At 33.6% G+C, this 24,083-nt stretch carries 23 protein-coding genes and 1 other RNA gene; 5 read left to right on the forward strand and 19 right to left on the reverse strand.

What is annotated here, in order from left to right; genetic code table 11:
- Window positions 1-315: 315 nt before the first annotated feature.
- The 8 genes from OEV82_RS04150 to OEV82_RS04185 form a co-directional block, all read right to left on the reverse strand.
- Window positions 316-1,833: a carboxypeptidase M32 gene (locus OEV82_RS04150; RefSeq protein ID WP_263061129.1), complete on the reverse strand. Its 1,518-nt coding sequence runs from the start codon at window positions 1,831-1,833 to the stop codon at window positions 316-318.
- Between the two features lie 357 nt (window positions 1,834-2,190).
- The gene (locus OEV82_RS04155) at window positions 2,191-2,373 is read right to left on the reverse strand and encodes a hypothetical protein (protein ID WP_173659527.1); all 183 of its coding nucleotides are present in this window, start codon (window positions 2,371-2,373) and stop codon (window positions 2,191-2,193) included.
- A gap of 200 nt (window positions 2,374-2,573) precedes the next feature.
- Complete coding sequence (locus OEV82_RS04160) at window positions 2,574-3,719, reverse strand: THUMP domain-containing class I SAM-dependent RNA methyltransferase (RefSeq protein ID WP_173659525.1); 1,146 nt, start codon at window positions 3,717-3,719, stop codon at window positions 2,574-2,576.
- A gap of 117 nt (window positions 3,720-3,836) precedes the next feature.
- An RNA gene (gene rnpB, locus OEV82_RS04165) (RNase P RNA component class B) lies at window positions 3,837-4,226 on the reverse strand.
- A gap of 77 nt (window positions 4,227-4,303) precedes the next feature.
- Window positions 4,304-4,597, reverse strand: a complete 294-nt coding sequence (gene gpsB, locus OEV82_RS04170) for a cell division regulator GpsB (protein WP_263061130.1) — start codon at window positions 4,595-4,597, stop codon at window positions 4,304-4,306.
- A gap of 261 nt (window positions 4,598-4,858) precedes the next feature.
- Complete coding sequence (locus tag OEV82_RS16135; protein WP_377701605.1) at window positions 4,859-5,248, reverse strand: CotD family spore coat protein; 390 nt, start codon at window positions 5,246-5,248, stop codon at window positions 4,859-4,861.
- A 386-nt stretch (window positions 5,249-5,634) separates the two neighbouring features.
- Complete coding sequence (locus tag OEV82_RS04180; protein WP_317634298.1) at window positions 5,635-6,921, reverse strand: ribonuclease H-like domain-containing protein; 1,287 nt, start codon at window positions 6,919-6,921, stop codon at window positions 5,635-5,637.
- A gap of 2 nt (window positions 6,922-6,923) precedes the next feature.
- Window positions 6,924-9,197, reverse strand: coding sequence for a DEAD/DEAH box helicase (locus OEV82_RS04185; RefSeq protein ID WP_263061131.1), 2,274 nt, complete (start codon window positions 9,195-9,197; stop codon window positions 6,924-6,926).
- Between the two features lie 251 nt (window positions 9,198-9,448).
- On the opposite strand from OEV82_RS04185, the gene OEV82_RS04190 reads away from it, so the two are divergent.
- Window positions 9,449-9,910 (forward strand): Hsp20/alpha crystallin family protein, encoded by a 462-nt coding sequence (locus tag OEV82_RS04190; protein WP_173659165.1) that lies wholly within the window; start codon window positions 9,449-9,451, stop codon window positions 9,908-9,910.
- Between the two features lie 49 nt (window positions 9,911-9,959).
- Here the strand turns inward: OEV82_RS04190 and OEV82_RS04195 are convergent, their stop codons facing one another.
- The 4 genes from OEV82_RS04195 to OEV82_RS04210 form a co-directional block, all read right to left on the reverse strand.
- Window positions 9,960-10,442, reverse strand: a complete 483-nt coding sequence (locus OEV82_RS04195; protein ID WP_173659163.1) for a YppG family protein — start codon at window positions 10,440-10,442, stop codon at window positions 9,960-9,962.
- Window positions 10,443-10,501: 59 nt separating this feature from the next.
- Window positions 10,502-10,882 (reverse strand): YppE family protein, encoded by a 381-nt coding sequence (locus OEV82_RS04200; RefSeq protein ID WP_173659161.1) that lies wholly within the window; start codon window positions 10,880-10,882, stop codon window positions 10,502-10,504.
- Between the two features lie 61 nt (window positions 10,883-10,943).
- A complete protein-coding gene (locus OEV82_RS04205) occupies window positions 10,944-11,192 on the reverse strand; it encodes a hypothetical protein (protein ID WP_173659159.1) in 249 nt (82 codons plus the stop codon).
- A 324-nt stretch (window positions 11,193-11,516) separates the two neighbouring features.
- A complete protein-coding gene (locus OEV82_RS04210; protein WP_263061132.1) occupies window positions 11,517-12,485 on the reverse strand; it encodes a DUF2515 domain-containing protein in 969 nt (322 codons plus the stop codon).
- A 50-nt stretch (window positions 12,486-12,535) separates the two neighbouring features.
- On the opposite strand from OEV82_RS04210, the gene recU reads away from it, so the two are divergent.
- Together recU and OEV82_RS04220 are read left to right on the forward strand one after the other, a co-directional pair.
- On the forward strand, window positions 12,536-13,129 hold the full coding sequence (recU, locus tag OEV82_RS04215) for a Holliday junction resolvase RecU (RefSeq protein ID WP_263061133.1): 594 nt from the start codon (window positions 12,536-12,538) through the stop codon (window positions 13,127-13,129).
- Window positions 13,130-13,265: 136 nt separating this feature from the next.
- Window positions 13,266-15,944 (forward strand): transglycosylase domain-containing protein, encoded by a 2,679-nt coding sequence (locus tag OEV82_RS04220; RefSeq protein WP_263061134.1) that lies wholly within the window; start codon window positions 13,266-13,268, stop codon window positions 15,942-15,944.
- A gap of 48 nt (window positions 15,945-15,992) precedes the next feature.
- Here OEV82_RS04220 and OEV82_RS04225 read toward each other — a convergent pair whose 3' ends face one another.
- From OEV82_RS04225 to OEV82_RS04250, 6 genes are all read right to left on the reverse strand, one after another.
- Window positions 15,993-16,484 (reverse strand): YpoC family protein, encoded by a 492-nt coding sequence (locus tag OEV82_RS04225; RefSeq protein ID WP_173661095.1) that lies wholly within the window; start codon window positions 16,482-16,484, stop codon window positions 15,993-15,995.
- A complete protein-coding gene (nth, locus tag OEV82_RS04230) occupies window positions 16,459-17,127 on the reverse strand; it encodes an endonuclease III (RefSeq protein ID WP_263061135.1) in 669 nt (222 codons plus the stop codon). Before nth ends, OEV82_RS04225 begins: the two co-directional genes overlap by 26 nt.
- Before the next feature lie 14 nt (window positions 17,128-17,141).
- Window positions 17,142-17,846 (reverse strand): DnaD domain-containing protein, encoded by a 705-nt coding sequence (locus OEV82_RS04235; RefSeq protein WP_173661099.1) that lies wholly within the window; start codon window positions 17,844-17,846, stop codon window positions 17,142-17,144.
- Between the two features lie 181 nt (window positions 17,847-18,027).
- On the reverse strand, window positions 18,028-19,056 hold the full coding sequence (locus tag OEV82_RS04240) for an ABC transporter permease (protein WP_407672738.1): 1,029 nt from the start codon (window positions 19,054-19,056) through the stop codon (window positions 18,028-18,030).
- On the reverse strand, window positions 19,037-19,996 hold the full coding sequence (locus OEV82_RS04245) for an ABC transporter ATP-binding protein (RefSeq protein WP_263061137.1): 960 nt from the start codon (window positions 19,994-19,996) through the stop codon (window positions 19,037-19,039). The genes OEV82_RS04240 and OEV82_RS04245 overlap by 20 nt, the downstream gene beginning before the upstream one ends.
- Before the next feature lie 2 nt (window positions 19,997-19,998).
- Entirely contained in the window at window positions 19,999-21,162 is a 1,164-nt protein-coding gene (locus OEV82_RS04250; RefSeq protein ID WP_263061138.1) for a COG1470 family protein, read from the reverse strand.
- Between the two features lie 183 nt (window positions 21,163-21,345).
- On the opposite strand from OEV82_RS04250, the gene OEV82_RS04255 reads away from it, so the two are divergent.
- Window positions 21,346-21,933 carry an RNA polymerase sigma factor gene (locus OEV82_RS04255; RefSeq protein WP_263061139.1) on the forward strand — a complete coding sequence of 196 codons (588 nt, stop codon included), beginning with the start codon at window positions 21,346-21,348 and terminating at the stop codon, window positions 21,931-21,933.
- On the forward strand, window positions 21,923-22,639 hold the full coding sequence (locus OEV82_RS04260; RefSeq protein WP_173661109.1) for a hypothetical protein: 717 nt from the start codon (window positions 21,923-21,925) through the stop codon (window positions 22,637-22,639). Before OEV82_RS04255 ends, OEV82_RS04260 begins: the two co-directional genes overlap by 11 nt.
- 72 nt (window positions 22,640-22,711) lie before the next feature.
- Here OEV82_RS04260 and asnS read toward each other — a convergent pair whose 3' ends face one another.
- The gene (gene asnS, locus OEV82_RS04265; RefSeq protein WP_173662538.1) at window positions 22,712-24,004 is read right to left on the reverse strand and encodes an asparagine--tRNA ligase; all 1,293 of its coding nucleotides are present in this window, start codon (window positions 24,002-24,004) and stop codon (window positions 22,712-22,714) included.
- Window positions 24,005-24,083: the final 79 nt, after the last annotated feature.

Raw genomic sequence — 24,083 nt, forward strand, 5'->3', positions numbered from 1 at the left:
TGAATAATAAACTTAAAAATAGTACGAAATCCCTCATTCTTCCCTAATTATTTTTTCTTTTAAACGATGTTCCATAAATTCAGTATTAACCAGCAAACTTTTCAATGTCTGATCAAAAATTAGAGTTTTTGCCATTCTATCAAAAGAATTAAAACTAGACTTATCGAATCGTATTTGCGAATGGATATTGAAAATAATATTTAATAATGAAAACAAAACAATAAGCAAAACACAAAACAAATCTATCTAAAAAATTACAAAAGGAATCTACTTGTACAAATAAAAAAAGACATATGTAGATTCCTTTTTATTTATTTAGAAATGATATATTTTACTATATTTTTCATTTAAATAGTCTATTAAATAACGAGCGTTTAAGTCTTCTCCTGTAGCTTCCTGTAAAATTTCTAACGGTTTTTTCATTTTACCATATTGATGAACTTTCTCAATAAACCATCTCTTTATTTGAATGAGATCACCATTAGCTACAATTTCATCAAAATTTGGAAGATCTTTTAATATTGCATGTTTAAATTGTGCTGCATAAATATAACCTAACGCATATGATGGGAAATAACCGAAACTTCCACTAGACCAATGTACATCTTGAAGAACACCTACACCATCATGATCCGGTTTGACTCCTAAATATTCTTTATATTTCTCGTTCCATATCATAGGCAAATCTTGAACTTCAATTTCATTGTTAAAGAGGCCCTTCTCTATTTCATAACGAATAATGATATGTAAAGGATACGTTACTTCATCAGCTTCAATACGGATTAAACTTGGCCGTACTTCATTAATAGCAAAATAAAAATCATTAAGTGATACATTATTTAATTGACCACTGGTATATTTTTTCAATAAATCATAGTTTCGCTTCCAAAATTGTTTATTTCTACCAATAAAAATTTCATTAAACAATGATTGTGATTCATGAATACCCATTGATGTACCTCTAGCTAAAGTTGTCCCTGCAAGGTCTTTACAAATATTTTGTTCATAAAGGGCATGACCACCTTCATGCATTACGCCAAAGATAGCAACACGAAAATCCCGTTCGTCGTATTTGTTTGTTATGCGTGTATCACCTTGGTTAATTGTTATTTGAAAAGGGTGGACCGTTTCGTCTAGACGTCCTGCATTAAAATCAAAACCCATCTGTTTTAATATTTCGATACTAAATGCTTCCTGTTTTGCCTTTGGAAAATAAAAATTAATAAAAGATGTGTCGACTTTGCTATTTGATTTCTCAATTTTTTGTAATAAGCCAACAATACCGTCACGAACTTCCCGAAAAACAGTATCTAATTTCTCAACCGTCATTCCTGGTTCGTACATATCAAGTAAAGTATTATATTTATTTCCATTATAACCCCAGTAACCTATAAAACGCTTTGTTGTCTCAACAAGTTCTTCTAAGTAGGGACGAAACATGTCAAAGTCTGCCTTTTCTTTCGCTTCTTCCCAAACAGATTCTGCCTTTGCTTGTAAAGTAACATAAGCTTGGTATTCATCTATCGGGATTTTTTTCATTCGTTCAAAACTTTTTTTACAATCCAGTGCAGTTTTTAAAGCAATCTCAGACATTTGATCCTTATTTTTTCCATCCAATAATTGATTCAAAAAAGATTCCATCTCTTCGGAAGTTTCCATTTTATAAACTTCAGATGACAATAACCCAATCACTTCAGAACGTCCTTCGACTCCTTTTTTCGGAGCTCCTGTTCGAAGATCCCAATACATTAATTTTAACGCTTCTTCATATGCTTTTATTTTTTTTACATATTTTAAAAAGTCAGTTTCTAATTGTTTTGTCATTGTGGCCATTAATATCCCCCTTTAAATTTGATAAACTTATTATAGCCTGAATTTGAATTGTCGTAAATTTTTACAATTATTAAAACTTATGTATATCCAATAAGTCCCAAGTCTTGCATTTTGATGGTGGACAAAGTGAAATGTTTCACAATTATAGCATCTAAGGGAAAAGACAATAAAAAAATAAGGAAGGAGCTGTCCATAAAGTCTGATTTTGTGGTCAATGATAGCTACATTAGCGAATACCAGTGGCACGGACCTAAACCACCTTACGTGGAAACATGTTTGCGGAGGTCTTTGTTTCCCGCAGTATCGTAGCCGACTTTCCTATCAAAAATCCTTTATGACTTTTGGACAGCCCCATTACTAATTATTAGATCTGAACAGTGGAGTGGATAAATTGAAATTTAATGCTTGGTGGACATTTTCCTCTGCTTCTTTTATAGATTGGATCGCCTCTTGTGCCAAATGATCTTGTTGTAGTTCTTCATATGCAGATTCCAATGCTTTAAAAATACGATCAAAATCTATATGATTATCTTTATACATATTCCACCCCTTTTCTTCTTTTTGATAATAAATATTATAATCATGAAAAAATAAAATATTCCTAAATTTTACAAGTTCGAATGAATACATTTTTTCACGATAAATTTTATAAAAGAAAAAGACCCATTACTTCCCAAAATATATTTGAAAAGTAATCTGGTCCTTAGTAAAATGAATGAATGATTAGTCCAATTATTTATCTAACTTATAACTTCTTTCGGTTTTCTCGGTCCCCAAAATTGATAATAGTCAGTTTTAATAAAACCATTAAATAATTTTCGTTTTTTTGTTGCTTTTTTACCGTATAATTTTTCAAAGTTTTCATGGGACGTAAGAATATAGATTGACCAGGTATCTAATTGATCATAAACTTGTCCCATTTCTCGATAAAGTTTTTCTACTTCTTCTTTTTCGCTAAGTCTTTCTCCATAAGGAGGATTACTAACGAGTACACCATATTTTAATTTAGTATGAAAGTCCGTTGCCCTCATTTGTTTGAATTGAATTAAATCAACTAGTCCGGCCTCCATTGCATTTGTCTTCGCAATCTCCACCATTTTGTGATCGATATCAGAGCCAAAAATGGTTAACTCTTGGTCATATTTAGCCAAGTCTTCCGCTTCATTTCGTGCCTCATCCCAAACAGACTTACTCATCCAATGCCACTGTTCAGATATAAAATCCCGATTAAACCCTGGAGCGATATTTTGCCCTATCAGCGCTGCTTCTATCGGAATCGTTCCAGAACCACAGAAAGGATCTACAAAAGGTTTATCAGGTGTCCAATTTGTTAATAGAATTAAAGCTGCTGCTAATGTTTCCTTTAACGGTGCTTCTCCTTGAGCAGTTCGATATCCTCGTTTATGTAAACCAGGTCCACTAGTATCAATGGTTAGTGTCACCTTATCCTTCAAAATTGATACTTCAATAGGAACCTTTGGTCCCTTTTCATCAAACCAGCTTACACTCTTATATTTTGACTTCAACCGTTCTACAATTGCTTTTTTTACAATGGCTTGACAATCTGGCACACTATGTAATGTAGACTTTACCGATTTGCCTGAAACAGGAAATTCGCTATGTTCATTTAAAAATTGTTCCCATGGTAATTTTTTTGTACCTTCAAAGAGTTCATCAAAGGTTCTTGCCTTAAATTCTCCGACAATAATTTTGATACGATCAGCCGTACGAAGCCATAAGTTACTCCTTGCTATTGCAAGACTATCACCATTATATATAATTTTCCCGTTGTCTACTTTACATTCATAACCTAAGTTTCGAACTTCTTTAGCAACAACAGACTCAATCCCCATTGCTGCAGTAGCTAAAAGTTTAAATTTTGACATCTCATCACCTCTACGTTTAACCATTATGTTTATTTTAAACAAAATAAGGCTGTCTCATAACGGAGAGTCCGTAATTTATGAGACAGCCTTCCTTATCGTTCGAATCCGTTAATAACGTTCTATAAGCCATGTTCTGTACCTTCGTACTACCAGCGACTCTCGTCTCGTACTCCGGTGGTAATCATCTATCTGCAAGAGAATCTCTTGCCTCCCCCTTAGGTTCATTTCCCCAGGGGAAGTTCCCCTACCATAATTTGGGTTTCTCGCTCGTGGGGTTTACCTCGTTCCACCCTTGTCATTTCTTCCAAGGCTACGTCACTGTGGCACTTTCAAGGTAATAGCACCATATCCAAACGGACTTAGGTACGTTCCCTGCCGTCAGTCCAGTCGTAACCAGACTGCCCTGGCTTATTGTTTCGCCAGGCACGATCACTACGGGCATCTCAGCACCGTGCGAGCATGGACTTTCCTCAGCACTGCAATGCAGTACCGCGATTACCCGAACGTTATTAACGGTGACACTATATTAGTATAATCTAAGCAAAAAAAACTTTCAATGGTTATTTATTCAATCAATGGTAACATTAATCTTGTAATTTACTTCCAAAAACATGTTTTTCTAAATTACTCAACCGCTTTAAAATATCAAAATTTGTTGCTCCTGTTGGTTGCACAGGTTGTTTGCGTGCTTCTTCTAATTGTTTCTTTAATTTTTGGTTTTCAAGTTGAAGTTCCTCTATGTATTTTGTAAAGATTTCATAATCTTTAATAATAATGTCTAAATATTGATCCACTTCTTCTTGATTGTAACCACGCATACTTGTTTTAAATTCCTTTTCAAGTATGTCTTTTGCTGTTAATTGAATATTGGATAACAAATTTATCACCCCGATCTAATTCATTACTTGTATTTTTCCAGAAATATAAAGTTTTGTCAATTTTACATACAAGGTCTACTTTCCTATGTAATAGGTCATCTGTTCAACATATCACAGATGCAATCCATATTATACAACAACTTTACGAAAAAGTAATACGAATTATACATATAATATATTATTTATTTTTCTTTTCAAAAATCTATAGTCCTGTACCTATTTATGATACAGGACCAAATTTTATTCCACTATTTTATAACTTTAGCAACCACAAAATGGTTTCATTGGACGTGGACAGCCACAATTGACATGTTGATGGCTTACTTCATTTACACAGGATTCCGTATGTGGACAATAATGTTCATGGATAAACTTGTGTTTATTTACTGTCGTTGTATGAGATGGATGAATATGAGGGACAATGGTAGTAAATTGGTTTGTATTAACAAAATGCTGAGTTGGCGATACAATTGGTGGTGTGACGTTTGCTGGAGCTATATTTACCGGTCCTGTTGTTACTGGACCTGGTCCCGGTCCGAATCCTGGGCCAAATCCTGGGGTCGGTCCCATACCTGGTCCAAAACCTGTTGTTTGCATCATCCCTGTTGGATCACCCATCGGTGGCATTTGATTGCATGAAAATGAAGGCATACATTTTCTCCCCTTTCAATGATTAATCAGCTTCTACACTAATAACCTATGATATATAGGGGATACATGTACTAATGAAATCACCTATTTTTCCAAGATTCCTAAAGTAATAAAAGCATTTCATCTTGAAAAATGATAAATACGAACATAACGGTTACGATTAAAGTAAAAAAAAGGAATAATAAGGCACGATGCAACTTACTCACTACTTTCAATGTATGATGATAGACACAAATAATTGTAACGATATTATATTAAGAACGCAATTACTTTTTTGATTTTTCCCTATTTTTGTCGAAACAAAATAAAATATAAGAATTTTTGTTGAAGTATGCGCTTGCCTAGGAAATAACAATTATGTTCATTTAAAAGCTTTACAAATGTCATTATTTTCTATAGGGATTAACACGTCTTTGTTTTAACAATTTTAGTTTTAAACGTTGTATTCGTTTTTGTAAGTCTTGTTCTAATTTTTCTGGTATTTTATTACTTATTTTTTGTATCGTTTTTAATTCATGAAGCCCAACTTTAGCCATATCTAGAGCCATATAGAAATCTTTTTGTTTATGTTCAAGATATTTTGCCATTTCAATTGTTGCGTTAACCTTAACAGTTCCTTTCCCTTTTTTTATAATCTCATCCCAAAGAGGTATTGCTTTTTCAATTTGTTTTTGTTTCTTGTATTGCAAAGCTAAATCAAATTTAGCTTGCCACGCCTCTTTACCTTCAAAATTTTCAAGCGCTTGTTCATAAATTTTTATTGCCTGACTTGTTTGTTTTAATGATGAGTACCATTTTCCAACTTGTATTTGTTCGATCTTTGACTGCTCTTGATCCAACTCTAATAACTGAAATGATAGATGGGTATATAAAGTAATTAATGAAAGTACATCTTCTTCATTATGTTCCATTATTTTCATAATACCGTCGACATTTTTTGTTTCCACAAAATCAAAATAGATCATTGGTGCAAGAAATCCTGGTACGTCATCTTCCCTCTTAATCCCTAATACTTCTTTTTCAACCATCGATAATTTGACGGACTCTAATTTTCCCTTCCAAAGCCTGCGCGCTGCATGTAATAAATCAAAATGACCAAATTGTGGTAGTTTTGGGACATGTTCACGAATAAGTGTGTGTCGTGTTTTCACTTGTGGCCAATCGAAAGCTTTTCCATTATATGTAACGAGAGTAGTATAATCGATAGATTTTAAAAAACTGTCATATAAAGGGATTTCACCCCCAGGCTCAGGTAATAGATGTTGTTTTACGATAATCTCATTATCTTTAACATAAGCATAACCGAGTAAAAAAATAGTATTCCCAACTCCGCCACCTAACCCAGTTGTTTCCGTATCAAAGAAAAATAAGTCTGTTGGTTGAAAACCCTTAGTTGATAATGGGTGATCGACGTCTGAGTTTTGCCAAGCTGAAACAGCGTTAAAAAAGTCAGAAAAGGAATATTTCCCTCTTTTTGTATGAATCGGATAACGTTTTTCACGTATTAAACAATACGCACCATCTAAAAAATAAGGAGTAGTATTAAAACTATTCCATTTTTCTAAATGGGGAATCTCTATATTTTGTGTTGCTTCCGTTTGAATTTTTGACTCTTCATAGGTTAGATATGACTCGTACATTTTTAGTTTTGCTTTTAATTTCAAAATTCTCACCCTTAAATACCTTCAATAAAATAATCTAATAAAAGGAGAGCATCAGATTTTCCAGTTTTTGTCAGTATATCGGTTCCGATACAAGATGGGCAACCAGACTCACATGGACAAGATTGGATCGTATTTTTCGTTTCTAATAAAATGTCATTAATTTTTGAATAAATTCCTTCACTTAAACCAACACCACCTGGATAGCGATCATATATAAAGATTGTCGGTTTGTCATTGTGACTTGCTTTCACTTGCGGAACGACAAATACATCCTTCGGATCACACATCACATACATCGGGACAATATTTTTTAATGCATGAGTTAAACCGATCAAGCCTTCTTCAATCCGTTTCTCATCCAATGCCATGAGCTGATTTTTCAAAGAAATCCAAGTTGCAGTAGTGTGTAACACTTGTTCAGGTAAATGTATTGGACCTGATCCAATATTTTCATGAGTTTCAAATTTAATTTTTTTAAAAATGGTCGCCATTGCTTGGACGGCAACATCTCCATTCTGAACAATAGTTTTTTCGAAAATTGCTTCTTTATCGACTTCCAATACTTTTAATTGAACGGCAAGATTCGCATCTGTATAATAATCAACCTTAACTTCTCTCACATAGGCTTTTTTCTCTTCCCAGTCTAAATTTTCTACCTGGTATTGTGTTCCTTGATGAAGATAAATTGCTTCATCATGGAGTAGTGTCATTGCACTAAATGTATCCATCTCACCAATCACTTTTACATTAGCAATATCAGTCTGATCAATAATAACAACATTTTCTTGTGATGCAGAACGAAGACTTATGTTATGAGCCGGAAAGGAATCACTCATCCAGTGGTATTTATTTTTACTATAAACAAGTACTTTTTGATCTAACAAGTAATCAAGAATATCTTCAACATCTATCCCGCCAAAGGTTTCCCCTTTTTTAAATGGCAATTCGTAAGCTGCACATTTAATATGATCAACAAGAATAATTAAATTGTTCGGATTGATTCGTGCAACTTCTGGAGATTGTTTAAAAAAGAATTCCGGATGGTTAATGATATATTGGTCAAGAGGGGTTGAACTTGCAACATACAAAATTAATGCTTCTCCATTTCTTCTTCCGGCTCGCCCAGCCTGCTGCCAAGCACTTGCGATTGTCCCAGGATAACCGGTCATAATACATACTTGTAGTTGACCTATATCTACACCTAATTCTAAAGCGTTCGTTGACACAACGCCATATATTTCACCATTACGCAATCCTTTTTCAATTTCTCTCCGCTCCGTTGGTAAATATCCGCCACGATATCCGCGGATGCCGGCCGCACCAATCTTATCTTTAATCAATGCTTGCAAATACGTTAAAATAATTTCCACCCGAACTCGACTTCTTGCAAAGATAATCGTTTGAATTTTATTTTTTAAAAATTCACTGGCAAGTTTGCGAACCTCTAATGTAGCACTTCTTCGTATATTTAATGATTTATTTACAATGGGTGGATTATAAAACACAAAATGTTTTGTTCCACTTGGGGCACCATTTTTGTCAATAAGTTTTGTATGTTCACCAGTTATCGATTCCGCCAACTCCTTTGGATTAGCAATTGTAGCTGATGTAGAAATAAATATAGGTTTACTACCATAGAACTGACAAATTCTCTTTAAACGTCGAATAACATTTGCAGTATGACTACCAAAAACTCCTCTGTAAATATGTAATTCATCGATAATGACAAATTTAAGATTTTCAAATAACGATACCCATTTTGTATGGTGAGGTAATATACCCGAATGCAACATGTCTGGATTTGTAATAACAATTGAACCTGCTTTTCTTACCTTTTGGCGAACATTTGCAGGTGTATCCCCATCATATGTATAACATTTCACATTGATTTCTGCTGTATCAATAAGTTCATTTATCTCACTTTTTTGGTCATAACTTAAGGCTTTTGTAGGAAACAGGTAAAGAGCCCTAGTCTCACTATTTTCTAGAATTGATTGTAAGACAGGTAAATTGTAACATAATGTCTTTCCACTGGCAGTCGGTGTGACCGCCGTAAAATTCATACCGTTCATAGCCAATTCAAAAGCTTCTCGTTGATGGCTATATAAAGAGGTAATACCTCTTTTTATTAATGCTTTTTTTAATTTAGGATGAAGATTGTCAGGAAAAGCAACAAAATTGGCTTCCTTTCCTTCAATTGTCTCCCAATGTGTTATATTTTCACTAATATTTTTATTTGATTTCATCCAACCTATCATTTCTTGTAAATTCCGTTTTCCAAGCATTTTTTCACCTTTAATTCTATACTTCGTTTTTTAAATTTATCATTATGAAAATCATGAGCTTTATAAAAAGCTTTGTTTATTCTTTAAAAATTCAACACAACTAAAATGAAAAACGTATTTGTCAAGGACTATTATAACGAATATTTGTTCTGCTCTCAAAATAAATACAAAGTGATTTATCACTTATTCACATACATTATTTTTGTTCATATATTATAGCAAAAAATATTGTGTAAAGAGGTGGATGTTATTTGGCAAATGAAAACTCTCGAAAATCAAATCTTCCAGAAGATCCTATAAAGGAATGGTTTAACTTTGCACCACTTTTCCAAGAACGTCCATTTAGAAATTTATTAGAAAGTATTGATGAATTATTCCAACACACATACTTTAAACCTCGATTTAAAGTAAAAGTTCAAGAAGAAGAGGATAAGTATATCGTCTATGCAGAGTTACCTGGTGTCCGTAAAAATCAAATTCATATTCATACAATGATCAATCGATTAACCATTACCGTAAAACAGACAGAAATGGAAACAATAGAAAATGACAAAACACAAACAACACATAATAAACAATCCTACACACAAGTCAGCCGCACGATACCATTTTATCAACCAGTTTTAGAAAAACAAACAAAAGCAACTTATCGTGATGGACTATTAACGGTAATCGTACCTAAAAGAAAAGGTAAGATGATTGAAATTGAATAAAAAATAACAGGGCATGCCTTTAATAATACTTTACAGGTATGCCCCATTATTATGATTTAAACATCAACTTCAAACCTTTGATAAACGCTTGTAATTGATTTAATGTTCCTATTAATTGGCCAGCGGTTGAAAACATTTTGTTTAAATCAACAGTTCCATCTTGTGTTTTAAAATATTTTAGTATTCCATTTGTCTCCATTTTTGATTTTTGATTATCAGGCATATTTATAGGCCATTCAGATAGATGCTGGTTTATTTCGTATGGAATTATCTGTTGAAAATCATATAAAGGGTCTATCGGATTTTCGAGCAAAGATTGGATAGGATATGAATGATTAGGTGGACGATGAAGTGTTTCTTGAAAACCCACATTAAACATTGGCGTTAAACTTTGCATCATGGTTTGGTTTGTAAACGAATTCATATATTCATGATTTATGGGCATCACTTGGAATGGGTATTGATGTTGCATATATGGTGGTATATGTCTAGGGATATAATGGTAGGACAATTTGTTCGGATTAACATACATACTGCAAGCCTCCCTACTTTTCCCCATTATAGTATGTGATATTATATTGAAATGTGAATTTAGTCGGCTTCTTTTTTGCTAATTTCCGTCAAAAGCTTTTCTAATGTGTAATTAATGGAATGGAAAGTATGTTTAAACCTACGATAACTCGTTTTTGCAAAAAAAGATTGAGCACAAATCTCTCTTATATTTTCGAAAGCTGATTCAACTTGTTGTACAACTAAGTTTTTCGGTTTGTATTTGTGAATCCAATTTTTTGCATATTCTACCCATTCGTCTGTAAATTCGTATACTTCGTCTACGAATGGCTGGATGACAGTATAGAAATCTTTTTGCTCACCGGTCGAACGGACATTTTCATAATTGGAATTTATTTGCTTTAGGTAATTTTTCAACTTTATGGTTTTGGTCTTCATTATTTTATGTTCTTTATGTTCCATCTCGTTGTCACCTCAAAACTATTATAACTTACTTTTAGGTGGACCTCTAATAAAAAACTACTTAAACTACTTTTCTTTTAAAATAATTATGTTCTTGTAATGACTTGTTTTCTACCATATATGTTTCAAAAAATTCTCCAAAATCATTTTCTAGTTTATTAATCATCATCTGATGTTCATCTACGATCTTATTTCGCTTTGCATAAACAGCTTGATCCAATTTCTTTTCTAGTAATTCGACTTCCCTTTGAAGATTACTTAATTGATTTAATACCTCTTGTATCTTCATAATAGTAGAATTACTTTTCACCATGATCCCCCCTGTCATCTCAATTAAATACTTAATTCTCTTTAAACAAAAATCTTCCTGCCCCCTGACAAAACTAGTTGAGATTCGCTAAAGAGAGTGGTTATTTGACATAGAATCCCCATGGTTTGTCGAAGAATGATAATGGTTATTTTGTTCATACTATGAAATGTTAGGAGGTGGAAATGTGGCTAAAAAGAAAAACAAAAATCGTGGTGCTGAAAAAGAAAATCGTGCCTATACAAAAGCTGGAGAAGGTAATCCAAAACTAGAAGGACCAAATCGACCATCGACTTAATCATGATGAGCAGGACCCCCTGCTCTTTCTTATTGATTTAACTGAATCCATTCCTGCAAGTTTTTTAATAGCGACATCTCAATTAATTTCTTTTTATACCAGTTCGTAATTTCAATATCATCTTTTATTTTTGGTGAATGAAACCAACTTCGTTTGACTTTTTTTTGTTGATCCCATGAAGGTCCAATTTCAGGAACATGTTCTATAATAGGATATGTAAACCGTAAATACGGAGTATCCCTTCTCATTTTTTCGCTAAAATATTTTTCATAATCATAACGAGATCCTGTATGAACGGTTTTTTTTATAAAATGTATAAATTCTTGGAGATAGCCCGAATCAAATAAGATCCATGATAATTGTTTGCCAAATTCAATTCGCACATGAACATTTTGAAACTTTTTCATCGATGCACCGTAAATTTTACCAGATAACGTTGGAAATAATATGACATTAAAATGAAGTTTTTCTTGAAGTCGATAAGGGAGTGAATTAAAAATTCTTTTATGATAAACTGTATTGGCTATAATCGGTTTTTGAATTAGATTTTGTTCATTAATAATTAAGGCGTAAAGTAGTCTCGTTTCATCCCGATCTTTCCAAAATGTTTGCCATTCATCTATCATAAATTCTGAAATACGAAAATATCGTAATAAATGAAACAAAGGCTTATTATATTTCGTAGAATAATGATAGATTAATAATTGTGGATAAGCATCGTTAAAAATGAGCCAATTCGCTCGTTCATACATGGAAAACAAGGTTCGGCGATATTCAACAGACATTAGTTTAACTAATCGATCACCTTCTAGGTCACACATATTCCAGCCAGCATTACGGGAAACTAGACTGGCAAGCAAGGACCATTTTATTTCTTTGTAATCAAAATAAAATATTTCATAGTGTTTTGTTCGTGATATATTATCTATGTTGCCTAAATTTGTTTTCCTTTTAACAATCTGTATAATATCATGTTCATTCTCGATTTTCGCAAACACGTGGATAGCACTCCTTCATTTACTGATCAGTATTAGCAAGAGGTGAAAAAATGGAAATTCGATATCCGAATGGTAAAATTTTTAAACCTTATAAAGCCGAAAAAAGACTGAAAAATTATGAATACGGAAATCGTGGTATGACATTAGAGGAAGATTTAAATGAATCTAATGAATATTATTTAGCCAATCAAATAGCCGTTATTCATAAAAAACCAACACCGATACAAATTGTAAACGTTGATTATCCACATCGTAGTAAAGCTGTTATAAAAGAAGCTTATTTTAAAACACCTTCCACAACGGATTATAATGGTGTATATAAAGGAAAATATATAGACTTTGAAGCAAAAGAAACAAAAAGCAAAACTTCAATTCCTTTACAAAACTTTCATGCTCATCAAATTAACCATATTAAACAAGTTTTAGCATGTGATGGAATTTCATTTGTTATTATTCGCTTTTCTACAACTGAAGAAATATTTTTACTAGAAGGTAAGTACTTATTAAAATTTTGGGAGCGTATGGAAAATGGAGGCAGAAAGTCGATTGCGAAGGATGAAATCAATCATTACGGACACCATATCCCAATTGGCTTTCAACCTCGAATTGATTATTTAAAAATTGTCGATCAAATATATTACTAAATTTTAAAATATTTTTATCTAATCGTTTTTTATTTTTTCCGTTTATAATAAAATTAGACATTATGAACAAATAATACTTTTAAATTCCATCATATAGTGACGCACTATTAAAGTTGGAATGAAAGGAAGATACGTTATGTCAGAGCAATATAAATCTAGGACAGAAAGAAGAGAAAAAGAAAAACAAAGAAAAAATCGGACAAAAAGTAGTGCTGCTGAGAAGAAATCATGGAAAACGATAGCAAAGCGTGTTTTCCTGACTCTACTTGTATTAGGATTTATTGGTCTCATTGCTGGTGTTAGTGTTGTTGCCTACTGGATCAGCGATGCACCAAAATTTGACCCTGCTGCTTTAAAAGATTCTGTTCCATCAACGATTTATGATATGAATAAAGAACCAATTGTCGAACTTGGTACAGAAAAACGAGATTTAGTTAGTTATGAAGAAATACCTGAACTTGTCCGTAATGCAATATTAGCCACTGAGGATGTTCGCTTTTTTAAACATAACGGTATTGATATTATACGTTTAGGTGGGGCAGTATTAAGTAATATTACTGAAGGATTTGGTTCTCAAGGGGCATCAACCTTAACCCAGCAAGTCGTGAAACTATCGTTTTTATCACAGGAAAAAACATTGAAGCGTAAAGTTCAAGAGGCTTGGTTAGCCATTCAGCTAGAACAACATTTTACAAAAGAAGAAATTTTTGAAATGTATGTCAATAAAGTCAACATGGGTAGAAATGTGTATGGGATTAAAAAGGCAAGTGAAGAATATTTCGGTAAATCGCTAGATGAACTAACATTACCTGAAGCTGCAGTTATCGCAGGACTTCCACAAAGACCAAATGCATATAACCCTTTAGTAAATCCAGATTTAGCTAATGGCCGAAAGAAAACAGTCTTGAAATTAATGCATCAACATGGCTTTATTACCGAAAAAGAAATGAATGATGCCCAAAATGTGGATGTTTCTGACCTTGTAGTTTCCAAAGAAGAAGATGAAAAGGAAAATACACCTTACGATACTTTTATTGATAAAGTAATCGATGAAGTAGGAGAACTTGGTTTTAATATATATACGGATGGTTTAGAAATATATACAACAATGGATAAAGGTGCACAAGAAAAGGTATATGACTTATTAAACAACGATGATTCTGTCGGATTTTCGAATGATGAAATTCAAGCAGGTGTCATCTTAACGGATACGAAAAATGGTGAAATTCGAGCTATAGGTGGCGGAAGAAAACAAACCGTCAAGCGTGGATTTAACTATGCTATCGATAATACAAGACATCCTGGATCAACGGCGAAGCCTATTTTTGGCTATGGACCAGCAATTGAACATTTAAAATGGTCTCCAGCACAAATTTTAAATGATGAACCGTACAAGTATTCAGGGACAGATACAACTATTCGCAACCATGATGGACAATATACGGGTAATCAAACGATGCGTTATCATTTACAATGGTCCAGGAACGTTCCAGCTGTAAAAGCATTTCAAGAGGCTGGAAAAGATAATGTTGAACAGTTCGCAAGAAATCTTGGCATTCCTTTAAACAAGGATGAATACGTTGGAGAATCATATGCGTTAGGTGGCATGGAAAATGGTATTGCGCCAATCCACTTAGCAGGAGCATATGCCGCCTTTGGTAATGACGGTATTTATAATGAACCACATGCAGTAAGAAAAGTTGTTCTTCCTGATGGAAGAGAAATTGATATGTCTCCTAAATCAAAAAGAGTGATGCAAGATTATACAGCATTCCTCATTACTGACATGTTAAAAGACGTTGTAACAAGTGGAACCGGTACAAGAGCCCAAGTACCTGGTGTGCCGATTGCAGGTAAAACCGGAACCTCTAACTATTCAGAGGAAGATAAACAAAGATGGGGTATTAAACAAGGTGGTGTGCCAGATTCATGGTTTGGTGGATATTCGACAAATTATACTGCTGCCATTTGGGTCGGTTATTCAGATCGTAGCAAAGCATTATATTCTCCAGAAACGCGTATCGCTATGACATTATTTAAAAAGTTAATGACCTATGTACATGATGGTATTGATACACCAGATTTTAAGCAACCAGATAGTGTTGTTAAAGTTGCCATAGAAAAAGGTTCTAATCCACCGAAAAAAGCAAGTCAATTTACACCAAGTAGTGAAATTTACTATGAATATTTTGTAAAAGGAACAGAACCGACAGAGGTATCAACAAAATACGATAAATTACCGGCTGTTACGAATTTAAGTGCGGATTACAATGAAAATGCACAAAAGGCAACATTAAATTGGAATTTCAATTCAAATATAAAAGGCGTATCATTCGAGGTTTATGTGTCGATCGATGGTTCAGCTGAAGAATTGATAAGTACAACGAAGAAAAATGGACTGAAAGTTGAAAATGTCGTTCCTGGTTTAAAATATACATTTACCGTTTATGCTGTAAAAGATGGGAATAAGAGTGATCCTGCTAGTGTTTCTCTAGATCTTTCTACTTTTGTTGAAGAACCTGATGAAGAGGAACAACCAGATGATAATTCGAATGATGAAATTGATCAAGAAAGTGGAAACGAAAAAAATGAGGATGATCATGACGCAAATGAATCGGACGAAGGAAACGAAAGAGATCAAAGTGACGAGCAAAGTGAGAATAAAAATAATCAAGGGAATGGAAATGGTCAAGACGGTGGAAATGAAAAACCACGTGGAAAAGAAAAAAACAATGCGAACACACCAGAAACCGAAAATAAGGATGATCATTATAATGTAGGCGATAATCCGAATGATGATGAATCTGGAGAATAGATCAATTAAATCTATCTAATATTAAAGAGTGAATCGAATAAACTCGATTCACTCTTTTTTTGCAACCATCACTTTATTGCGATAATATGCTTTATGTTGTTCAACAAATAACTCGGACAATTGTAAAAATGACGGATATAGGGAAGGTTTTTCCATAATGAAAGAAAGACGATCAACGATATTTATTGGTTTAATGGATAAATTCCCTAAATCTTTTTTTAAATTGTTTAGGGTTACAGGAGATCCATTTGACCAAAAAAGAAGTTTCATAAATAAACTTAGCGCTTTTACCATCTTTCTTTGTATCATATCCTTTTGTCTTTGTTTAAAATTATGACAAATGATCGAATTAAGATCATGCCATTGACTTATTAAATCTTTTACCGATTCGTCTGGGGTGTTCCACGGGTATAACCGATGTTTCATGTCACTTGATTTATAATAAACATTTTCATCAGGAAAAAAATCCTTTGGCTCCTCTGTATCTATGAAAAACAATGGATGATATAATGGATCACTCTTTTTCATTTGATAATTCAAGACCTTTCGTTCGTTTTTTTCCTTCTCTGCAAATCGATAGTAATGGACATTCTAAACAGTTTGGCCGTTGGGCCTTACAATGATATCTTCCAAAGAAAATAAGACGGTGATGTGTAATCCCCCATTCATCCTTCGGTACTTTTTTCATTAAAGTTTCTTCTACTTCCAAAACGGTGTCCTTCCATCGACATATACCTAATCTCTTACTCACTCTTTCCACATGAGTATCTACAGCAATAGCAGGTATACCGAAAGCTACAGATGCAACAACGTTTGCTGTTTTCCTACCAACTCCGGGAAGTTGCATAAGTAAGTCACGATCAGCCGGTACTTCACCATCATATTTTTCAATTAATATTTGACAAAGCTTTTGGATATTTTTTGATTTATTTCTCCATAGTCCGATGGATCGAATATCTTGTTGCAATTCTTCTAATGGAACACGTAGATAGTCTTCTGGTGTTTTATACTTTTCAAATAATGTTTTCGTGACTTTATTGACTAACACATCTGTACATTGTGCTGACAAAACAACAGCAATTAGTAATTCAAAAGGATTACGATGATTTAACTCACATTGGGCATTTGGGAACATCCGTGCTATTTCATCTAAACAGTAGCGAATTTCTTTTTTTGTAAGCATATCTCTTCTCCCTTTTAATTTTCTAACCAGTTATAAAATGGTATAGAATCGGTCCTTTTTCTCGGTTCATCTAAATTCCTTTTTTGTTGTTGGTGTATGCGAAACTTTCTACCATGTTCTTGTGCTTGCTCAACGGTTTTAATACCATTTTTCTTCCACTCAAATAAAATACGGTCAATATAGCGGAAATTTAACTTTCCTGACATAACAGCTTCTTTTAAGGCAGCCTTAATTAAACTAGGCTCATGATGATCGTTATCTAGCCACATGGTAATTGTTTCAATTTCTATCGGTGAAAGTGGACGAGCGAATTCTTGTTCAAACATCGTAAAGACATTTCCTTCATCTTCTTTTTTTTGCGCTTGAATTTCGCCCTTTTCATTTAAAATATGTTCGTCCAATAAACGGCTCCATAGAGGTTGAAGTGAATACTTCTCAAAGTATATGTCATCAGCTGTTTTGCCATTGATAATTTGTAAATACCCCCTTTGAACGAGGGAACCTATTAATTGAGCGCACTTCTCAGTCGAAATACACATTCTTTCTGCGATTTCAACGTGTGTTGGAAAATCATTTCCTTTTTTAATAAAAGTATAAATATGTAACAGGACCATACATTCAAGATCAGTTAACCCAATTTTTTTATAATAAGTGAATAAAAAAGAAGGAATTGGTACAACCCCTTCTTCTATCCATGAAAGAAACATTTTTTTGTCCATTTTCAGCACCTCAAATTAAGTATAGCATGAATCAGTTTCTCTGATAAGCCACACGTTCTTTAAATATTATTACGCATTTTTTTGATTATAGTATTAAATTGTGAAGGAATTTAATATTCCATAAAAAAAGACCCGAATGTCTTATATAAACAACCGGGTCCTATCATAATCGTCGTTTATACTAATGGGCACGAATTTCTTGTCTTATAAAGATGATATAAGCAAGAGCAAAACAAATTAATGTAGCTGCGATTAGACCTGTAATTTGGGGCCAGATCAATAGTAAACTTTGACTTAATGGTAACGGACTAGCTACGGCACCGACCGTTTGTTCCACAGTCAACGGCCCTAAACTACGCACTGTTGGGGAAAGTAATGTTGTAATTGATTCATTAAATAGATAATTTGGTGAAAGTCTTAGTAAGTTTAAGATAAATTCTGAACGATTCATTGCGTCCTCTACTGTTGTAAATGAATGTGGGGTTAAATAAGATTTTGATAAAAGATTGATAATCATTGAATAAAAAGTACTAAAAAATAACCATATAGCTATTGATGATAGAGCTGATGTTGCAGCTTGTTTGAAGATCGCAGAGAATAAAATGCCTAAATTCAGCCAAAAAGCGATATAGACGATGCAAATAAATAAAAAGAATAAGATTCGTAAAAACTCTTCAAACGTTGGTGGTATACCTAATATTAATATACCTAAAGCTGTAACTAATAATCCTAATGAAAGAAATAAAATTGTACATAACAAAAGGGAAGCAAAAAATTTTCCAGTTATGACAAAGTCTCGAGGAATTGGTTGTGCCATTATACGCGATAACGTCCCCTTATTTCTTTCCATATTTATCGCATCAAAGCCAAGGGCAATCCCTAGTAATGGACTTAAAAATGCAACAAATGTAATAAATGAAGGAAGTGTTCCATCGCTAACGGTAAATAATTGTAAAAACAAATACAGATCTTGACCGATTTGTTGCGATTCTTTACTTAATTGGTCAATCACATCTTGAATGGATGTGACCGCAGTATAAAGGGAGCCGATACATGTTAATAAAATAATGGCTAATAAAATCATAATGCGCCAGCTCCTAATATTGTCAGCAAACTCTTTTTGGACAATTGCCGAAAATACAGATCGATTATGGTTCTTCTTGTCCAACCTTTCGAAGCGCAAAATAGGTTTAAAGATGTTTAACCTCATCACTTTCACGCCCTTCAAAGTAACGGTGATAAATTTCATCTAAACCGAAATTTTTCTTTTGAATCTCATATAAACGTGATCCTAATTCTATAACCATATGACTAATTTGTGCTGATACATCTTCCTTACTATAGATGATCATAGTATCATCTTCAATTTCAATTTTGTTTACATATGGTAACTGTTTTACGGCTACTCGTAGCTTTTCAGAAATTGGATGACACTTAACATGAATCGTAAATGTATCTTGTAAAAATAATTTCCGGGCAAGTGTATCCATATTCCCCTCTGCTATCAGCTTACCAGAGACAAAAATACCAACACGATCACATATTTGCTGTACTTGATGTAAATGATGAGAAGATAACAAAACTGTAATCTGTTCTTCTCTATTCAGTTGTTTTATTAATTGTAAAATGTCACGTACTCCTTCAGGGTCAATTCCTAAGGTTGGCTCATCTAAAATGATCACTTCGGGATTTTTTATCAGCACATCTGCTAAACCTAATCGTTGTCTCATTCCTCGAGAATATTTGCCTGCTTTTTTATGAGCAACATCGATCAAGTTTACTTTTGTTAATAAATATCTTGCCCTTTTCTCTGCTTCATTTTTTTCCAATCCATTTAAACGAGCTGTATAAACTAGATTTTCTAACCCTGTCATATTTGAATAAAATCCCACATCATCTGGTAAATAACCAACCTTTTGTTTTACTTCTATCGGATTTCGGGTAGAGTCTATTCCACATACGTAAACTCTACCTGCAGTTGGCTCACTTAATCCCAATAACATAAGAATAGTTGTCGTCTTGCCAGCACCGTTTGGCCCAAGCAATCCAAAGATTTCCCCTTTTTTTATGGAAAGAGATAACTGCTCAACAACAATTTGATCATCATATTGCTTTGTTAAATTTTCTATTTTAATTATAGCTTCTGTCAACTTCATCTCCTCCCATATTTTCTAACAATGTAATATAATCCTGCGACTACAAGTGCAATGATCAATACTGCAACGATCCCCCAAAGTGTTGATGTTTCAACGGAAATGCGAAATGTGGCTTCTGATGATGTTTCCGCAGAAGACGCTGAAAATGTCACAACGTAATCACCAGCAATCGCTTCTTCTGAAGCCGTTACAGTCACCTTAATGGTTTCTGACTTTCCAGGTTCGAGTTGAGCAATGGTATTTTTATCAAATTCTGTTTCCCAATTTGGTGGTGTTTGAGCTGACAAGTTAATATCAACAAGTGATGCCGTGCCAGTATTTTTAACAACTAAATCAATAACTTTATCCTTTCCCGCAGTAATATCGGTACTTAGATTACCATCCGGTGTTGTAAGTTCCATAGCATAACTACCTGTAATTACAGCTTCTAATGTTAAATCAGCAGTTATCTCTCCTGCTTGTGCACGAATAGGTATTTCATAAGTACCCTCTTTTATGTTTTCTGGTGGAGTAACTTCAATGGTAATATCTTTTGATTCATTTGGCTCAACCGCAATTGATGAGATTGAATCTGCACCAGATTTGAACACAACTCCCCAACCTTCTCCGGCTTGTGAACTTAAAGCGTAATTTTTTTGACTAGCTGTCCGATTACGTATTGTTGCCGTATATGTAAATTGTGAGTCAGCATGACCTTGTAAATTTGCTTGTTCAGTTGAAAGATCAGATACTGTTGTACCCTCCTCGGTTATATGAACTAAAAACTGTAGTGATGAACTGCCACTTCTTTCTTTTGCGACTAATGTAAAACGATAATCGTCTTGTTTGACTTCTCCTGGGACTGTCACGGCTAGATTTATTGTTTCCTCACTATTTGCCTTTACTGATAATTGTTGAATCTCCCTACCATTAGCTGATAGTTGATAGTTCCAACCTTTAGGTAATCCATCTAACGAAAATGACATCGTTTTTATAGTCGATCCACTATTTATGACAGTAACGTTATAGTCAATGGTCTCTCCGGGTGAAGCTGATAATCCAGTATAAGGAGTGAATAATAATACATTTTCTACGGCCTGTGTCCCATGTGGATTAAGAGAAGTACACATTAAAAAACTCAATACTATAATTGTAAAAATTTTTTTAAATCTCTTTATCATTACTAATACCTCCCTTTTTTTGTTTCATAAAGAATACGTATTACAACTTTTTTTAGATTTGCTTATGTAGAAAGTTTTTATATTTTATAAATATGAAATTATAAATAAAGCTCGTAACTATCTCTCGTGTATCTCGTCATTAATGAATAGAGAAAGACAAATAGGTATAATGGAGGCTTGAAAATGGAAGAACAAGATAGTATTCAATTATTAAAAAATATTGCTTCTGGTTCTCGTACAGCCTTTCATACCTTTTATGAAAAATATATTTCCTTCGTATACCAAATTGCTTTTTCTATTCTTCACGACCAACCGGAAGCTGAAGATGTTTGTCACGATGTTTTTCTTGAAATTCTTCAAAAGGCAAATCAATACTCCCAAAAAAAAGGTAGTGTTGAAGCTTGGATAGCTGTAAAAACAAAAAGTAGATCAATTGACCGCCTAAGGAAAAATAAACTTTTATTAGTCAACCGACTTGAGCAGCTAATTGACAAGAAAGGCAGGGTTAAAGGTGCAGACTTACAGTTCCTCCGATTATTCGAGAAAAACTTAGTCCTTGATGCATTAAAATATTTACCTGTAGAACAACGGGAAGCCATTATTCGTTCTTATTTTCGAGGAGAAACTCATAGAGAAATTGCCAAAACGATGCAAAAACCTTTAGGTTCCGTGAAATCATTAATTCGTTATGGGTTAAATAATTTACGCAAACAAAAAACTTTAAAAGATTGGTTGGAACCGAAACGAGGTGAAAAGAAAAGTGAAATTTAAGCAACATATTTTAGAAGAAAAATTAATTGATTATTTACTGAACAATGTCATAGGAAAGGAATATGAATCGATACAAAAACATATACACCATTGTGATAAGTGTCGTGAGCGGTTATATTATTGGCAAAATCTACTGCTACATAACATAGATGAATCAAAAAATCCTTCTTATACATTAAGTTCGCGGATCTGGCATAGTTGGGAAAAAATGCAGAAAAAAGATAGTCAGACTAGGAATTTAAAATCACGATTTTTAGTTTTGAGTATGACAATTTTGATGCTTATTTTATTTTCAGTAAAATTATTTCGTACAGATCTCAACCAAATGAATATCTTAACGGAACAGAATAATGAAAGTTTAAAGGAAAATTATCAACAACAATATACAAAACAACTATCAATTGAACCAGTAAATCATAAGGATCAAATTAATGGACATGTGTGGGTAAATGAGATCACGAAAGAGATGCTGTTACACGTAAAGGGATTGGAACAATTAATTAATCGTGACTATCAATTATGGATTATTTATACAGATAATACAGTTGAAAATCACATTTTACCAATAAAAAATGGAGAAATAAAAATTTACTTTGATAATATAAATGTCAAAAATTTTAAAGCATTAAAGGCTAGTATAGAACCGAAAGGCGGAAGTTTCATCCAAACAGGTCCGGATACATTTTTTGTTAGTTTTGATGAATAATCGAGAAGATCAAATTTGTATGTTCTCTTACATAATTAAGGAGCTGCCTAGTGCAGCTCCCTTTTATTTCAATTATGGCCATAGTCTGTTTAATAGACGAGGGAATGGAATAGTTTCCCTTACATGTTCTGTGCCAGTAATCCATGCAACGGTCCGCTCTAATCCTAATCCAAAACCGGAATGAGGTACCGCACCATACTTACATAGATCTAAATACCAGCCATATGCATCTAATGATAAGTTGTGTTTTTCAAGTGCTGATTTCATTAACTCATAGTCATGTATCCGTTCTGATCCACCGATAATTTCACCATAACCTTCAGGAGCGATTAAATCTGCACATAAGACAACATCATCGCGCTCTGGATGTGGTTGCATATAGAACGGTTTAATATCTTTTGGATAATTGACGATAAATACTGGTTTATCAAATGAATTAGCGATTGCCGTTTCATGTGGTGCCCCAAAATCATCGCCCCACTTAATATCCTCAAAACCTTGTTCTTGTAAAAACTTAATCGCTTCATCGTATGTAATTCTAGGGAAAGGAGGTTTTACATTTTCTAATTTTGATATATCACGACCTAATGTTTTTAACTCTAATGCACAATTTTCCAATACTGATTGAACAATATAAGAAACATATTGTTCTTGAATTTCTAAACTTTCTTCATGAGAGGTAAATGCCATTTCCGGTTCAATCATCCAAAACTCAATTAAATGACGACGGGTTTTTGATTTTTCAGCACGGAATGTTGGTCCAAATGAAAACACTTTTCCGAATGCCATGGCTGCAGCTTCCATATATAATTGTCCACTTTGGGAAAGGAATGCATCTTCATCAAAATATTTTGTATGGAAAAGTTCTGTTGTACCTTCTGGTGCACTGCTTGTCAAAATTGGTGGGTCAATTTTAATAAAGCCTTGTTTATTGAAAAATTCATAAGTTGCACGAATAATTTCATTTCGGATTTTCATATTGGCATGTTGTTTTTTCGAACGTAGCCATAAGTGACGATGATCCATTAAAAATTCTGTACCATGTTCTTTTGGTGTTATTGGATAATCATGGGCTTCGTGAATTAATTCAATATTCGTCACACCTAATTCATATCCAAACGGTGAACGAGAATCTTCACGGACTATGCCAGTTACATAAAGTGAAGATTCTTGCGTAATGGACTTAGCTAATTTAAAGACTTCTTCAGACACTTCTGCTTTAACAACAACTCCTTGAATAAATCCTGAACCGTCTCGAAGTTGTAGAAAAGCAATTTTACCGCTAGAACGTTTATTAGCCAACCAAGCACCAATGGTTACTTCTTGTCCTACATAGTTTTTTACTTCCGCAATTGTTGTTTTCACAAAATTCCCTCCAAAACAATATCTGTAAATAGTCCTTTTTCATTATAACGTTCAATTAAGTGTCAAGCAATGTTTACCA

The organism is Pallidibacillus thermolactis, assembly GCF_025660415.1.
GTDB classification, from domain to species: Bacteria; Bacillota; Bacilli; order Bacillales; family Caldibacillaceae; genus Pallidibacillus; species Pallidibacillus thermolactis.

Excerpts from the sequence above, each read along its gene's own strand:
- OEV82_RS04220 (WP_263061134.1), top strand. The coding sequence starts at position 13,266 with ATGTCAGAGCAATATAAATCTAGGACAGAAAGAAGAGAAAAAGAAAAA.
- OEV82_RS04150 (WP_263061129.1), bottom strand. The coding sequence starts at position 1,833 with ATGGCCACAATGACAAAACAATTAGAAACTGACTTTTTAAAATATGTA.
- OEV82_RS04185 (WP_263061131.1), bottom strand. The coding sequence starts at position 9,197 with ATGCTTGGAAAACGGAATTTACAAGAAATGATAGGTTGGATGAAATCA.
- OEV82_RS04255 (WP_263061139.1), top strand. The coding sequence starts at position 21,346 with ATGGAAGAACAAGATAGTATTCAATTATTAAAAAATATTGCTTCTGGT.
- OEV82_RS04235 (WP_173661099.1), bottom strand. The coding sequence starts at position 17,846 with ATGGACAAAAAAATGTTTCTTTCATGGATAGAAGAAGGGGTTGTACCA.
- OEV82_RS04160 (WP_173659525.1), bottom strand. The coding sequence starts at position 3,719 with ATGTCAAAATTTAAACTTTTAGCTACTGCAGCAATGGGGATTGAGTCT.
- OEV82_RS04200 (WP_173659161.1), bottom strand. The coding sequence starts at position 10,882 with ATGGAACATAAAGAACATAAAATAATGAAGACCAAAACCATAAAGTTG.
- OEV82_RS04155 (WP_173659527.1), bottom strand. The coding sequence starts at position 2,373 with ATGTATAAAGATAATCATATAGATTTTGATCGTATTTTTAAAGCATTG.
- OEV82_RS16135 (WP_377701605.1), bottom strand. The coding sequence starts at position 5,248 with ATGCCTTCATTTTCATGCAATCAAATGCCACCGATGGGTGATCCAACA.
- recU (WP_263061133.1), top strand. The coding sequence starts at position 12,536 with ATGGAAATTCGATATCCGAATGGTAAAATTTTTAAACCTTATAAAGCC.
- OEV82_RS04240 (WP_407672738.1), bottom strand. The coding sequence starts at position 19,056 with ATGAGGTTAAACATCTTTAAACCTATTTTGCGCTTCGAAAGGTTGGAC.
- nth (WP_263061135.1), bottom strand. The coding sequence starts at position 17,127 with ATGCTTACAAAAAAAGAAATTCGCTACTGTTTAGATGAAATAGCACGG.
- OEV82_RS04195 (WP_173659163.1), bottom strand. The coding sequence starts at position 10,442 with ATGTATGTTAATCCGAACAAATTGTCCTACCATTATATCCCTAGACAT.
- OEV82_RS04250 (WP_263061138.1), bottom strand. The coding sequence starts at position 21,162 with ATGATAAAGAGATTTAAAAAAATTTTTACAATTATAGTATTGAGTTTT.